At 65.4% G+C, this 13,816-nt stretch carries 15 protein-coding genes; 6 read left to right on the forward strand and 9 right to left on the reverse strand.

Annotated elements, in window-relative coordinates; translation table 11 throughout:
* The 4 genes from NG900_RS17450 (at position 1) to NG900_RS17465 (ending at position 3,046) form a co-directional block, all read left to right on the forward strand.
* Positions 1 to 645, forward strand: coding sequence for a deoxynucleoside kinase (locus NG900_RS17450; RefSeq protein WP_252682621.1), 645 nt, complete (start codon positions 1 to 3; stop codon positions 643 to 645).
* Positions 646 to 706: 61 nt separating this feature from the next.
* Positions 707 to 1,525: a 3-methyl-2-oxobutanoate hydroxymethyltransferase gene (panB, locus tag NG900_RS17455; RefSeq protein ID WP_252682622.1), complete on the forward strand. Its 819-nt coding sequence runs from the start codon at positions 707 to 709 to the stop codon at positions 1,523 to 1,525.
* Positions 1,526 to 1,536: 11 nt separating this feature from the next.
* Positions 1,537 to 2,244, forward strand: coding sequence for an ABC transporter permease (locus tag NG900_RS17460; RefSeq protein ID WP_252682623.1), 708 nt, complete (start codon positions 1,537 to 1,539; stop codon positions 2,242 to 2,244).
* Between the two features lie 106 nt (positions 2,245 to 2,350).
* Positions 2,351 to 3,046: an ABC transporter ATP-binding protein gene (locus NG900_RS17465; RefSeq protein WP_252682624.1), complete on the forward strand. Its 696-nt coding sequence runs from the start codon at positions 2,351 to 2,353 to the stop codon at positions 3,044 to 3,046.
* On the opposite strand, the gene NG900_RS17470 is transcribed toward NG900_RS17465, so the two are convergent.
* The 3 genes from NG900_RS17470 to dnaK all read right to left on the reverse strand — a co-directional run bounded on the left by NG900_RS17470 (position 2,990) and on the right by dnaK (position 8,150).
* The gene (locus tag NG900_RS17470) at positions 2,990 to 4,879 is read right to left on the reverse strand and encodes a bifunctional chorismate-binding protein/class IV aminotransferase (protein WP_252682625.1); all 1,890 of its coding nucleotides are present in this window, start codon (positions 4,877 to 4,879) and stop codon (positions 2,990 to 2,992) included. The two genes, NG900_RS17465 and NG900_RS17470, sit on opposite strands and share 57 nt — an antisense overlap.
* 35 nt (positions 4,880 to 4,914) lie before the next feature.
* Positions 4,915 to 6,063, reverse strand: a complete 1,149-nt coding sequence (gene dnaJ / locus NG900_RS17475) for a molecular chaperone DnaJ (protein WP_252682626.1) — start codon at positions 6,061 to 6,063, stop codon at positions 4,915 to 4,917.
* Positions 6,064 to 6,197: 134 nt separating this feature from the next.
* Positions 6,198 to 8,150 carry a molecular chaperone DnaK gene (gene dnaK / locus NG900_RS17480; protein ID WP_252682627.1) on the reverse strand — a complete coding sequence of 651 codons (1,953 nt, stop codon included), beginning with the start codon at positions 8,148 to 8,150 and terminating at the stop codon, positions 6,198 to 6,200.
* 266 nt (positions 8,151 to 8,416) lie between these two features.
* Between dnaK and NG900_RS17485 the strand changes: the two genes are divergently transcribed.
* Positions 8,417 to 9,724, forward strand: a complete 1,308-nt coding sequence (locus NG900_RS17485; RefSeq protein WP_252682628.1) for a phospholipase A — start codon at positions 8,417 to 8,419, stop codon at positions 9,722 to 9,724.
* A gap of 135 nt (positions 9,725 to 9,859) precedes the next feature.
* On the opposite strand, the gene rnk is transcribed toward NG900_RS17485, so the two are convergent.
* The 4 genes from rnk to grpE all read right to left on the reverse strand — a co-directional run bounded on the left by rnk (position 9,860) and on the right by grpE (position 11,665).
* The gene (gene rnk / locus NG900_RS17490; protein WP_252682629.1) at positions 9,860 to 10,267 is read right to left on the reverse strand and encodes a nucleoside diphosphate kinase regulator; all 408 of its coding nucleotides are present in this window, start codon (positions 10,265 to 10,267) and stop codon (positions 9,860 to 9,862) included.
* A gap of 157 nt (positions 10,268 to 10,424) precedes the next feature.
* On the reverse strand, positions 10,425 to 10,565 hold the full coding sequence (locus NG900_RS17495) for a hypothetical protein (protein ID WP_252682630.1): 141 nt from the start codon (positions 10,563 to 10,565) through the stop codon (positions 10,425 to 10,427).
* Positions 10,566 to 10,578: 13 nt separating this feature from the next.
* Positions 10,579 to 11,004, reverse strand: a complete 426-nt coding sequence (locus NG900_RS17500) for a thioredoxin family protein (RefSeq protein ID WP_252682631.1) — start codon at positions 11,002 to 11,004, stop codon at positions 10,579 to 10,581.
* Between the two features lie 13 nt (positions 11,005 to 11,017).
* The gene (gene grpE / locus NG900_RS17505) at positions 11,018 to 11,665 is read right to left on the reverse strand and encodes a nucleotide exchange factor GrpE (RefSeq protein ID WP_252682632.1); all 648 of its coding nucleotides are present in this window, start codon (positions 11,663 to 11,665) and stop codon (positions 11,018 to 11,020) included.
* Positions 11,666 to 11,926: 261 nt separating this feature from the next.
* On the opposite strand from grpE, the gene NG900_RS17510 reads away from it, so the two are divergent.
* The gene (locus NG900_RS17510) at positions 11,927 to 12,118 is read left to right on the forward strand and encodes a hypothetical protein (RefSeq protein WP_252682633.1); all 192 of its coding nucleotides are present in this window, start codon (positions 11,927 to 11,929) and stop codon (positions 12,116 to 12,118) included.
* Positions 12,119 to 12,139: 21 nt separating this feature from the next.
* Here the strand turns inward: NG900_RS17510 and NG900_RS17515 are convergent, their stop codons facing one another.
* The gene (locus tag NG900_RS17515; RefSeq protein WP_252682634.1) at positions 12,140 to 12,538 is read right to left on the reverse strand and encodes an RNA-binding S4 domain-containing protein; all 399 of its coding nucleotides are present in this window, start codon (positions 12,536 to 12,538) and stop codon (positions 12,140 to 12,142) included.
* 118 nt (positions 12,539 to 12,656) lie between these two features.
* A complete protein-coding gene (hemH, locus tag NG900_RS17520; protein WP_252682635.1) occupies positions 12,657 to 13,772 on the reverse strand; it encodes a ferrochelatase in 1,116 nt (371 codons plus the stop codon).
* Positions 13,773 to 13,816 lie beyond the last annotated feature (44 nt).

Consider the following 13,816-nt stretch of genomic DNA (forward strand, 5'->3'; position numbering starts at 1 on the left):
ATGGCTCTTGATCACCTGCGCCGCGTCGTCGTTGAAGGCCCGATCGGCGTGGGTAAGACCGCGCTGGCCCAGCGCCTGGCAGACCATCTGCGTGCCGCCACGTCGTTCGAGACGCCTGCAGAAAACACCTTCCTCGCCCGCTTCTACGAAAACCCCGCACGCTACGCGCTGCCTGTGCAGCTGCGCTTCCTGCTACAGCGTGCCGAGCGTCTGAAGGCCTGGCACAAGGCGACGCTCGCTGGCGAACGCATCGTTGCCGACAGCTTCCTGCCGCGCGACCGCCTGTTCGCCCAATTGACGCTGCCGGCCGATGAGCTCGCGCTGTACGACGCGATGGCGAATGCGTTGGCCCTGCCGCAGCAGCGCATCGACCTCGTGATCTGCCTGCAGGCGCGTGCCGAAGACCTGCTGCCGCGCATCACCCGCCGTGCCGTTTCTTACGAAACGGGTATCGATGCCGAATACCTCGAGCGCATCTGCGCCGCATACGGCGAGCTGTTTCTGTATTACGATGCCGCACCGACGCTGATCGTCGACACCGCTGCCTTCGACCCCGCAGGCAACGACGACGATTTCCGCACCTTGCTCGCCCGCATCGACACGATGCGCGGGCCCAAGGAATTCATCAAGCTGGCAACGCGATAGCGGGTCCGCCACATGGGTGGCAGGGGCCGAGCCATTGCGGCGCCCAACTTCAGTCCAGTCCATGAGCTATCTCCAGGAATCGAACCGCAAGGCCGTTACGGTGACTTCGCTGCAGGCCATGCGTGCCGCCGGCGAGCGCATCGCCATGCTCACCGCCTACGACGCCAGCTTCGCTGCCCTGATGGACCGCAACGGCGCTGACGTGCTGCTCGTCGGCGACTCGCTCGGCAATGTGATGCAGGGCCAGAAGACCACGCTGCCGGTCACGCTCGAGCACATTGCTTATCACACCGAATGCGTCTCGCGCGGCATCGATAAGGCACTGCTCGTGTCGGACCTGCCGTTCGGCACCTATGGCACGCCGGAACAGGCTTTCCACAGTGCCGTGCGCGTGATGCAGGCCGGCGCGCAGATGGTCAAGCTGGAGGGCGGCGTGTGGCTCGCGCCCACCATCCAGTTCCTCGTCGAGCGCAGCATTCCGGTGTGCGCGCACATCGGCCTGACGCCGCAGTCAGTGCATGCCTTCGGCGGCTTCAAGGTGCAGGGTCGCGGCGATGAAGCGGCCAAGCAGTTGAAGCTCGACGCGCTGGCTGTGCAGGATGCGGGCGCGCAACTCGTCGTCATGGAAGCGATCCCCGCTGCGCTGGCCGGCGAGGTGACGCGCCTGCTGGCGATTCCCACCATCGGCATCGGCGCGGGGCTGGAGTGCTCAGGCCAGGTGCTCGTCATGCATGACATGCTGGGCGTGTTCCCCGGCCACCGGCCCAAGTTCGTGCGCAACTTCATGGATGGGCAGACCACCATCGACGGTGCTGTCGCGGCCTACGTCGCAGCCGTCAAGGACGGCACGTTCCCCGGTCCGGAACACACCTTCGCCTGAACGGCACCCGCATGGAAATCTGGTCGGCCACCGTCGACGCTTTCGCCCTGCTCGCCAGCGGCGATGCAGCGTTGTGGCTGATCGTCTGGGTATCGCTGAAAGTCGCGCTGGCCGGGCTGCTGCTGGCCACACCGCTGGGCCTGCTCATCGCCTACGCCATCGCCATGCATCGCTTTGTTGGGCGCCGCGCGCTGGTGGTACTGGCGCAGGCGTCACTGTCGTTTCCGACCGTGCTGATCGGGCTGCTGCTGTATCTGCTGCTCTCGCGGCAGGGGCCGCTGGGCGGCTTCGGGCTGCTGTTCACGCAGGGCGGGATGATTCTCGGGCAGGCGGTGCTCGGCCTGCCGGTCATCGTCGCCTTTGCACTGACGACCCTCGAGCGCGCCGACCCGCGACTGGCGGAAACCGCAATCGTGCTCGGCGCCGGACGCGTCCGGCTGCTCTTGACCGTCTTCCGTGAGTTGCGATTCGGGCTGATGGCGGCGGTGGTGGCGGGCTTCGGCCGCGTCATCGCCGAAGTGGGCTCGGCGCTGATGGTCGGCGGCAACATCGAGGGCGTCACGCGCACCATGACCACGGCGATTGCGTTGGAAACCAGCAAGGGCGAATTCGCGCAGGGCATTGCGCTGGGCATCGTGCTAATCGTGCTGGCGCTGCTCGTCAACCTCGTGCTGGCATGGTTGCAAGGGGCCGGCAACTACCGCCGGGGGCCGGCATGAGCAGTAAGCAGGGGCCCCGCGCAGCGGGGATGCGCACGACCGCGAGTGCCGCCCGCCACCGACAGCACCCAGACCGTATGAACGACATGGGACGGGAGGTGACCGCATGAGCGCGTCGCAACCGGCCATGGTGTTTGAAGGCCTGCGCTGTCGGCATGGAGCGCGCTTGCTCTTTGAGATTCCGCGCCTGGCGCTGTCGGCCGGGCATGCGATCGTGATCACCGGCGCAAACGGTGTCGGCAAGACCACGCTACTGCGCATGCTGGCCGGACTCGCGCCGGCCCATGATGCGACCGTCGATCTGGGCCGCGGGCGACAACCGCTGTCGCCCTACCCGGCCGAACTGCGCGCGCGGCTGACCTACGTGCATCAGCATCCGTACCTGTTCCGCACCTCGGTGCGCGCGAATCTCGCCTATGGGTTGACCACGGGGCCGCACCGCGTGGCGCACGTCGAGCTGACGGCGCGCATCGACGATGCGCTGCGCTGGGCGGGCCTGCAGCACGTGGTGGATGTGTCGCCCGAGCGGCTCTCGGGCGGCGAGACCCAGCGCCTCGCGCTGGCACGTGCCCGTGCACTGCAAACGGATGTACTGCTGCTGGACGAGCCGACCTCGAACCTGGACGGTGCCGCACGCGAGCAAGTCATCGCGCTGGTGGGAGAGCTGGCGGCCGAGGGCCGCACGCTGCTGATGGTCTGCCACGACCGGGAGCTCATCAATCTGCCCGGCGTCACACGTTGGAAACTAGAGCATACCGACGGCCAGGGGCGGCTCGAAATGCGCGGGCAACACGCCACGTAGGGCATTGCACACGGCGATGGCCTCCGCGCGGGCAACATCAGCGCGGGTCAGCGACCGTTCGCGCAGCGGCGCGCCGAGCCACGGCGTGGCGTCTTCCAGCAGCACGGCGCGCATCACCCCCGGCAGCACGCCCGCCGACAGTGGCGGCGTCCACCACGCGCCATCGAGCTTGGCCAGCACCGTGCTGCGCCCGCCTTCGGCCAGCGTGCCATCGGCGTTGAAGAACACGGCGTCGAACGCACCTTCGCGCTCAGCGGCCTGCCACGCGGCATCGTAGCCGGCGCGCAGCGTGGTCTTGTGGGACGGCAGAATGTGCGCCGCCTCACGCGATTGCGATGCGACGAGCAGGCGCACCGGTGCATCCCACGTCGCGCGCAGAGGCGGCAATGGCACCGCCGATACGTTGGCGATGCCGTCCGGCGTGAGCGACAGACGCATGCGATAGTCGCCCTCGCCTTCGAGGGACGCACACACACGCGCGACATCATCGACCAGTGCGCTGCGATTGAACGGAAAACCGAATGCCCTTGCCGAGCGTTCCAGGCGCGCCAGGTGCCAATCCAGCAGCGGCACGCCATCGCGCGTCGCACGCATCGTCTCGAACAGCGACAGCCCCGGGGCGAGCGCAGTCACGAAGCGCGCCTTCAGCTGACACTCCGCGTACTCCTCATCGGCGATGCTGTCGTGCACGATGCCCGAACCGATACCGAGTTCGCCCACGCGCAGGCCATCCGTGCCTGGGGCGCCGAGAACCAGCGTGCGAATCGCGACGGAGAAACACGTATCGCCCATCGCACGGTCATCGGTGGGCGCGTCGATCCAGCCGATGGCGCCCGTGTAGAGGCCGCGTGGCTCGGGCTCCAGCGCATCGATGATTTCCATCGTGCGCCGCTTGGGCGCACCGGTAATCGAGCCGCATGGAAACAACGCGCGCAGGCAATCGGCAAGACCCGTGGCCGGCGGAATCTCCGCCTCCACGGTGGACGTCATCTGCAGCACGCTACCAAACGGTGTGACCTCGAACAGCGCCGGCACACGCACCGAGCCGGAGCGCGCGAGGCGGCCCAGGTCGTTGCGCAGCAGGTCGACGATCATCAGGTTTTCAGCGCGGTTCTTCTCGTCGGCGGCCAGCGCGATGGCACGGGCCTCGTCGACTTCGACGTCGCCGGTGGCGGGCGCGGTGCCCTTCATCGGCCGTGCGACCAACTTGCCTGCGTGATGCGAAAAGAACAGCTCCGGCGAGCACGACAGGATCGCGCCGCCCTCCGGCAACCCGATGAAGGCGCCATACGGCACCGGCTGACGCGCGCGCAGCCGTCGGTACAACGCGGCCGGTGCGCCAAACGCACTCATGCGCAGGCGGTAGGTGTAGTTGACTTCGTAGGTGTCGCCCGCCGCAATCCAGTCGTGGATGCGCGCGATGGCGTGGGTATAGGTGGCGTGATCGACGCTGGCGGCACAGTCGAACAGACCGGCCGCGCCGGCTGCTTCAGGCCACGCATCGAACAGCGCATCGACCCCGGCCGGCGACAGCACCTGCATCGCGCGAAACAACAGCACGCGCAAGCGGCCATCGTGGCCAGGCAATGCAGAGGAAGTTTCAGTGGAAGTTGGCAGACCGACCAACGGCCCGCCAAACTCATACGGCGCGACGATCAGCGCATGCAAACCCTCGCGCCACGCGGCACGCAGATCATCGTCCAAGCCGTCCAGCACGCCGGCGGGCCGGAAGAATTCACCGGCATACCCGGTGTACCAGCGCGAGCACGGTGCACCGCCCGAGGTGGCATCGTCCAGCAGCGCAAACGGCGCGCCGGTTTCCGGCAACTGCATGACGATGTCCCCCGGTAACTGCGGTAGTGCTGTGCTTAAGACGAGAAGAAGTTCTTCACCTTATCCATCCACGACTGCTCTTGCGGGCTGTGCCGCGAGCCGCCTTCGTGCACGGACTTGTCGAACTGCTTGAGCAGATCCTTCTGGTGCTCGGTCAGCTTGACCGGCGTCTCGATGTTTACGTGCACATAGAGATCGCCCGCGTAGCCCGAACGCACGCCCTTGATGCCCTTGCCGCGCAGACGGAACGTCTTGCCAGCCTGCGTGCCTTCGGGCACCGTGAACGAGGCACGGCCGCCCAGCGTGGGCACTTCAATGTCGCCGCCAATACACGCCGTCGCGAACGAAATCGGCATCTGGCAGTGCAGATCGTCGCCGTCGCGCTCGAACACCGGGTGCGGCTTGATGTGGATTTCCACATACAGGTCGCCCGGGGGTCCACCGTTGATGCCCGGCTCGCCATTGCCCGACGAGCGGATGCGCATCCCTTCGTCGATACCGGCCGGAATCTTCACTTCCAGCGTCTTCTGGCTCTTCAGCTTGCCCTGGCCATGGCACTTGCTGCACGGCTTGGGGATGTACTTGCCGCTGCCGTGGCACTTCGGGCAGGTCTGCTGCATCGTGAAGAAGCCCTGCGACACACGCACCTGGCCGGCGCCGTGGCAGGTCGGGCAGGTCTCCACGCTCGAGCCGGGCTCGGCGCCCTTGCCGTGACAGTGGTCGCACTCGTCCCAGTGCGGCACGCGGATCTGCGTGTCGTAGCCGTGCGCGGCCTGCTCCAGCGTGATCTCCATGCTGTAGCGCAGGTCAGCACCGCGGTACATCTGCGGGCCGCCGCCACGACGGCCGCCCTGGCCCTGTGCCTGGCCGAAGATGTCGCCAAAGATGTCGCCAAAGGCTTCGGCAAAGCCGCCGCCAAAACCAGCGCCACCCGCGCCAAAGCCGCCCGCCATGTTGGGGTCGACACCGGCGTGGCCGTACTGGTCATACGCGGCTTTCTTCTCGGCATCGGAGAGCATCTCGTAGGCCTCTTTGGCCTCCTTGAACTTCTCTTCCGCTTCCTTGCTGTCCGGATTGCGGTCCGGGTGGTACTTCATCGCGAGCTTGCGATAGGCCTTCTTGATCTCGTCGTCGCTCGCGTTCTTACCCACCCCGAGCACTTCGTAGTAATCACGTTTTGCCATGGTGGCTTCAGTCGTCGCCTGTTTTTTACTGCGTGTCGAATAGCAAAAAAGCCGAGCATGGCATCAGGTGCGTCCCGCGCCACCCGATGGCCACTGCCCGGCGTACCCTCAAGTCCGCCGCGGCGGACTCAGGCTTACTTCTTGTCGTTCACTTCCTTGAACTCGGCGTCGACGACGTTATCGTCGTGCGGCGCACCGTGACCGGCTTGGGCACCTGCCTGGGCACCGGCGGCTTGTTCAGCACCGCCCGCTTCACCCTTGGCCTGCATATCGGCATAGACCTTCTCGCCCAGCTTCTGCGAGGCCGTAGCCAGCGCTTCCACCTTGGCGTCGATCGCGGCCTTGTCGGTACCCTTCAGGGCTTCTTCAAGTTCCTTGATCGCGGCTTCGATCTTGTCCTTCTCGCCAGCTTCGAGCTTGTCGCCGTACTCGCCCAGGGCCTTCTTGGTCGAGTGCACCAGCGCTTCGCCCTGGTTACGGGAGTCGACCAGTTCGCGCAGCTTCTTGTCTTCCTCGGCGTTGGCCTCGGCGTCCTTCACCATGCGCTCGATCTCGGCTTCCGACAGGCCGGAGCTTGCCTTGATCGTGATCTTGTTTTCCTTGCCGGTCGCCTTGTCCTTGGCGCCCACGTGCAGAATGCCGTTGGCGTCGATGTCGAACGACACTTCAATCTGCGGCGTGCCGCGCGGTGCCGGCGGAATGCCTTCGAGGTTGAATTCGCCCAGCATCTTGTTGCCGGAGGCCATCTCGCGCTCGCCCTGGTAGACCTTGATCGTCACGGCCGGCTGGTTGTCGTCGGCGGTCGAGAAGGTCTGCGAGAACTTGGTCGGGATGGTCGTGTTCTTGCCGATCATCTTGGTCATCACGCCACCCAGCGTTTCGATGCCCAGCGACAGCGGCGTCACGTCCAGCAGCAGCACGTCGGTACGGTCACCGCCCAGCACCTGACCCTGGATGGCGGCGCCCACGGCGACAGCTTCGTCCGGGTTCACGTCCTTGCGGGCTTCCTTGCCGAAGAACTCCTTCACCTTCTCCTGCACCTTCGGCATACGCGTCATGCCGCCGACCAGGATCACGTCGTGGATGTCCGACACTTTCACGCCAGCATCCTTGATGGCGGTGCGGCACGGATCGATCGTACGGGCGATCAGGTCTTCAACCAGCGCTTCCAGCTTGGCGCGCGTGATCTTCAGGTTCAAGTGCTTCGGACCGGATGCGTCGGCCGTGATGTACGGCAGGTTAATCTCGGTCTGTTGCGTGCTCGACAGCTCGATCTTGGCCTTTTCAGCGGCTTCCTTCAGGCGTTGCAGCGCGAGCACGTCCTTGCTCAGGTCGACCCCTTGGTCCTTCTTGAACTCGCCGATGATGTAATCGATGATGCGCTGGTCAAAGTCTTCGCCGCCCAGGAACGTATCGCCGTTGGTCGACAGCACTTCGAACTGCTTTTCGCCGTCCACGTCGGCGATCTCGATGATCGAGATGTCGAACGTACCGCCGCCGAGGTCATACACGGCGATCTTGCGGTCGCCCTTCTCGTTCTTGTCCAGGCCGAACGCCAGCGCAGCCGCTGTCGGCTCGTTGATGATGCGCTTGACGTCCAGACCGGCGATGCGGCCGGCGTCCTTGGTCGCCTGGCGCTGCGAATCGTTGAAGTACGCCGGCACCGTGATCACGGCTTCGGTCACTTCCTCGCCCAGGTAGTCCTCGGCGGTCTTCTTCATCTTGCGCAGGGTTTCCGCCGAGATTTGCGGCGGTGCCAGCTTCTGGCCGCGCACTTCCACCCAGGCGTCGCCATTGTCGGCCTTGACGATGGAATACGGCATCAGGCCGATGTCCTTCTGGACTTCCTTCTCTTCAAACTTGCGGCCGATCAGGCGCTTGACTGCGTACAGCGTGTTCTTCGGGTTGGTGACGGCCTGGCGCTTGGCCGGCGCGCCGACCAGGATCTCGCCGTCTTCCATGTAGGCGATGATCGACGGGGTGGTGCGAGCGCCTTCGGCGTTCTCGATCACCTTGGGGGTGTTGCCCTCCATGATGGAGACGCAGCTGTTGGTGGTACCCAGGTCGATACCGATGATTTTGCCCATGTTCTTGCTCCTCGAATCTGGTGTCAGGACTGCACTGAAATACAAACTTGGCTCGGATGTGGGAGTGCCGTCCGGCTTTTCAAGGCCGATTTTTGAAAAGTTGAGCATTTTGGCCGGTTTTTCTTGGGAAAGCACCCGAAAACGTGCGCTCCCAGGCAAAAACGGCCGTTTTGAACGCTCAGCGCGGCAAACCGGGCATCAAAGGTCAGGATGGTACCCTTGCGCCCATTGCCATTTGCCGGAACCCTCCGCTGGCCTTTGCGCCCATGCCTTTGTCCCCTTTCCGCTCCGTTCTTGCCGCCGCTGTGCTTGCCGCATGCGCCGTGCCCTCCGCCGATGCGGCCGTTGCCGTGCTCCAGCCGTCCCGCCGCATCGATGCCAATCAGCCCTTCACCCTGACGCTCGTGATCTCGGGCGATGCGGCCCAGCGCAGCTATGCCGTGCCCGCAAAACTGCGCGTGACCGCCACCGCTGATCTGCAAGGCGCCGTTGAAGTGACGCTCAATCGACACAGCGGCGGCGCCGAAACGCTGCACCTGCGTCCGGGCCAAGTCCGCACCGTCGCTTATACCGGCACGCTGCCCGAGGTGCTGCGCGGCACGGTCCGCATCGACATGCCGGACCTGGATGCGGCACCCGTGCTCGTCACGCTGGTGCGTGGCGCCGACGCCCCGCAGATCGCCGCGGAAGGCGCACCCGCCGGTGCCGTCCGCAACGCTGCTGCCAACGGCGTTCGCCCGGGGGGCGCATTGGGGGCCAACCCGAGCGCCCAGCCTGCCGATGCAAACGTTGCACCGCCCGCACCCGTGACGGTTGCCGGTGCCGGCGAAACGCTGCGCCCTGCGGAAGAAACCGCGCGACTGACCTTCCACGAGCCCATGTTCGCTACCGTGGGCGCGCACGAGGGCCTGAACGTCAAGTTCCAGTTGAGCTTCAAGTTCCGGGTTTTCCAGCCGGAGAACCCGGCATCGGCCGCCTTTCTGGACAACCTGTACTTCGGTTATACGCAGTTTTCGCTGTGGGATCTGGGCAAGGAATCGGCGCCGTTCCGCGATACGAACTACCGGCCGAGCGTCTTTTACTACCGGCCCAATATCGACATCCCGAGCGGCCTCCAGGGCGGCGCGCTCACGCGGCTGTCGTTCGCGGGCGGCATCGAGCACGAATCGAACGGCCGCGACGGCGACGCCTCGCGCGCCATCAACACTGTCTTCGTGCGCCCGACCTTCCACTTTGGCGACCTGAACGACTACCACTGGAAGTTCGAGCCCAAGCTGTACGCCTACCTCACGCGCACCGGCAACACCGACATCGCGCATTACCGTGGTTTTGGCGACTTCCGCGTCTCGTATGGCGCTCCCAATGGCTGGGAGCTGGCAGCCACGCTGCGCAAGGGCACACGCAAGGCTTATGGCAGCGTCGACGCGCAACTCAGCTACCCGATGAGCCGCATCTTCAGCGGAACGGCCGGCTACCTGTTCGTCCAGTACTTCACCGGCTACGGCGAGAGCCTGCTCGACTACAACCACAAGCTGGGCTCGCAGTTGCGCGTCGGGTACAGCCTCTCGCGCTGAGAACGGGTTCGCGGTCCTGCCGCGCGATCCAATCTGGCCTTGCGATGCGCGCCGTACACGTGTACGGCTGCGCTTCCCAGACCAACTTCGGGCCGCTCGCTACAGATCGCAGACCGGTTCTGGACAGTGGGCTGGTTAAAGCGTGTGCTGGCCGCTCGCCTCGGGCTGGAAAGCAACGCGCTCGATGCGCAGCGAGTGCTGGGCACCATTGGGTGATGAGTACTTGACCGACTTGCCCGCACGCGCACCCAGCAGCGCTGCACCCATCGGCGAGAGCACCGACAGCTTGGCGGAGCTCACGTTGGCCTCTTCGGGGTAGACCAGTGTCCACTCCTGCTCGGCGCCCGCGTCGTCCACCACGCGCACGACCGAATTCATCGTCACCACATCGGCGGGGATCTTGTTGCCCGGCACCACGTTGGCACGGGCGATCAGGTCATCGACCAACTCGGCCAGTGCCGAGCTGTTGCCGGCGCGGACAGCGGCGTTTTCCAGGCGGGTGAGGTCGAGCTCGGTCAAGTAGATGGCGGCTGGTTTGGACATGGCGATCTCCTACGAATGGTCTTGAACACGGATTGATGCCGCCGCCGACGGCGTGAAAGCCCGGCATTGGCTGGAAGCTGACAGGGCGCGTGCGCCGGTCGGCAGTGATGCTGTGAAGCGGTGAGAGGTGGCCCGGCGGCAAGGTGCCGCTAGGGCACTAGGACAACCGCCGGGCGGCGGCAAGGGCCGCGGTCATCGCCTGAGCGGCGCGCGGCAAGGTGCGCGCCACGCGCTTCGGGCGCACGGCACGGAAAGACGAAGAGAAGAGGAAGGCCGCAGCCATCGGCATCAACGTCATGTTGGACGCGGCCTCAGACGAGCGGCTTGCCAGCCAGCTTGTTGCGTGCATTGGCAACAGCGGCGGCAAACTGCGCGTGGCCGTGCCAGCCGGTCGCCCGGCCTAGCTTCTTGCCACGATGAAAGAACAGGAACACCGGAATGCCGTGCAGGCCAAAGCGCTGGCCCAACTCGGGGTGTTCGTAGACGTTGGCGTGCAGCCAGTGCAGCCGCAGTTCACGCACGAGCGCAGGCTGCGCGAGCATGGCCTGCTTGGCCATCTCGCAGTTGAAGCAATCGACGCCCCAGAAGAACACGCAGACGAGGTCATCGCCCGCCGCCGCAATGGCCGCGTCGATGGTCTCGCCGTTGACCTCGCGCATGCCAAACGCCGCGAACGCGGTCTTATCGACCGGACGTGCGGCAGGTACGGCATGCGAGGCAACGGCGTTCTGGATCATGGAGCGTGTTGGCTTACTTAGGCGCAGCGACCGTCACCAGCGCGGGACGCAGCACGCGATCGGCCAGCGTGTAGCCGCGCTGGAGCACGGCCACCACGGTGTTGGCTTCCTGGTCGGCCGGCACCATCGAGATGGCCTGATGGCGATGCGGGTCAAACTTCTCACCCACCGGGTTCAGCTCGGTCACACGGCCCTTCTCGAACGCGGCGTAGAGCTGCTTGAGCGTGAGCTCGACGCCCTCGCGCAGCTTCGTGGCATCGCCCGACGTATCGGCCAGGGCGGCCTGCAGGCTGTCCATCACGGGCAGCAGGTATTCGGCAAAGCCTTCGATGGCGAATTTGTGCGCCTTGGCCACATCGTCCTGGCCGCGGCGGCGGATGTTCTCGCCTTCGGCCGTGGCGCGGGCCCAGTTTTCATAGTTCTGGCGAGCCTTTTCTTCTGCGGCTTCCAGTTGACGGCGCAATTCGGCGACGTCCACATCCGCCACGGCTTCGGCCACGGCGGCTTCGTCACCGGCAACGGCCTGGGCATCGGCGCTCGCGCGCTGAGCCTGGCTCGAATAGGCGTTGGCGGCCTGACCGGCGTGCGATTGGGGCGGTTGGGCGGCTTGCGTGTCCGCTTGCGTATCCGGGGTCGAGGGGGTTTCCGAAGTGTGTTTCATAGCGCTGTGTAAAGGGATCGACGCACGGCATGTGCCTGACGACGATCCGCTGGATTTTTACGAACGATTTGTCCCCGTTATGGGGCATTTGGCGCGCTTTTCAAGGGCGCAGGATGCGCGGTAACTGTGCACCATGCATCACGAAATATCGGGTTACAACTTTCATCAGACTGCAACGGCACGGCAATTGCGGTGCCCCAATCGGCCACCTATGATGCAAGAAAAAATCGGGGGGCGCGAGCTTCTTTGAGGGTTCGTACCATGCACAACAAGCTGCCTGTTCTCACTGTGTTGCTGCTGTTGACGCTCACCGCAGCCACCACATTCATCTGCCTGTCCGGTGCCGTCACGCCGCGCTACACGGAATACGGCAGCGGCAAGGCCTTCTTCAAGCACTACATCAGCAAACCAGCGCAGATGCAGTTGCCCCGCGGTCTGGGCCTATCAAGTTAGCACACACTCGCGCGGCATGCTTCATTCTTCGCCGAGCTTGTCGAGGCGCCGCCGGTCGCGCTTAGTCGGCCGGCCGGCGATCTGCGTGGCGGGTTCGCGATACAGCCGGCGCCTGTCGGCGCTCTCCTCGCGTTTTAAGCGACTCGCGTCCGTCTCGGCATAGAGCGTTTGCGCAACCGAGGCGGGGCCACGCACTTCAGCCAACGCCAACACCCGTACTTCCCACTGCTGTTCATGCGCGTGCACCCGCACGTGGTCACCAATCTTGACGTCCTTGGCGGGACGGACCGGCTGGTCGTTGATCTGGACGCGGCCGCGCTCCACGGCGTCGGTCGCCTGCGAGCGCGTCTTGAAGAAGCGTGCCGCCCACAACCATTTGTCGATGCGGACGCGGTCCGTGGCTTCGGTGCTCACCTTCATGCGGCCACCTCCGTACGCCGGGCGGCCCTGCGGGCTTGGCAGTGTCGCTGGCGACAAGCCTCCGCGGTCGTGCGTTTCCCCGCCCACATCACCACGACATGGGGCCCGTGCTCACTGCTCATGCTGCCGCACCCTTGCTCTGCGCACGCGTGCGGCTGGCTTCGAGCACATGCGGATGCGTGAGCGTCAACGGCCAGCCCTGCAGATGCGCCAGCGCAATGTCGGCGATGCCGGCAATCCATGCCTCGTTGTCATTCAGGCACGGGATGTAGTGGAAATCCTTGCCGCCGGCGACGCGGAAAGTGGACTGCCCTTCCATGGCAATCTCCTCCAGCGTCTCCAGGCAATCGGCCGGAAAGCCCGGGCAGAACACGTCGACGCGGTTGGTGCCGACACGGCCGAGCTCTTCCAGCGTCGGGGCCGTGTACGGCTGGAGCCATTCAGCGCGGCCAAAGCGCGACTGGAACGTGACGAGGTACTGACCCGGCCGCAGGCCCAGCGCTTCGCCCAGCAGGCGGCCGGTCTTCAGGCATTCGCAGTGGTACGGGTCGCCCAGTTCTAGCGTGCGGCGCGGCACGCCGTGGAACGACAGCAGCAGCTTGTCGCCACGCGCGAAGTCCGGCGCGCCATGCTGCGCCCAGTACGCGCCGACCTGCTGGTGCAGCGCGTTGATGTAGGCCGGGTCGTCGTGGAAATGCTTGACCAGCCGCAGTTCCGGCTGATTACGCATCTCACCGAGCACGCGGAAGACTTCGTCGAACGCGGTAGCCGTGGTGGTGCCGGAATACTGCGGATACATCGGCAGCACGAGGATGCGCTCCACCCCCTGCTTGCGCAGCGCTTGCATGACCGATGGGATCGACGGATTGCCGTAGCGCATCGCACAAGCGACCACCACGTCGTGGCCTTGCGCGTTCAGCAACTGCTGCAGCGCGTGCGCCTGGCGTTCGCTGTAGACCAGCAGCGGCGAGCCCGTCATATTGGCCTCGCGCAGCCAGATGCTTTCGTACTTGTGCGCCGACGCGCGGGAGCGCAGCGGCAGGATCAGCACGTTGAGGATGAACCACCACGCCGCGCGCGGGATCTCCACCACACGCGGATCGGACAGGAACTGCCGTAGGTAACGGCCCACTTCGCGCGGCGAGGTACCGTCGGGCGTGCCGAGGTTGACCAGCAGGATCGCCGCGCGATCGGGCTGGCCGTGCTGAAACAGAGGTTCGGGCAAAAAGGGCATGGGACGCGGGTTCGCGAGTGACCCGGCCGATTATACGAGCCGAG

Source organism: Ralstonia soli, assembly GCF_023955655.1.
GTDB lineage: Bacteria > Pseudomonadota > Gammaproteobacteria > Burkholderiales > Burkholderiaceae > Ralstonia > Ralstonia soli.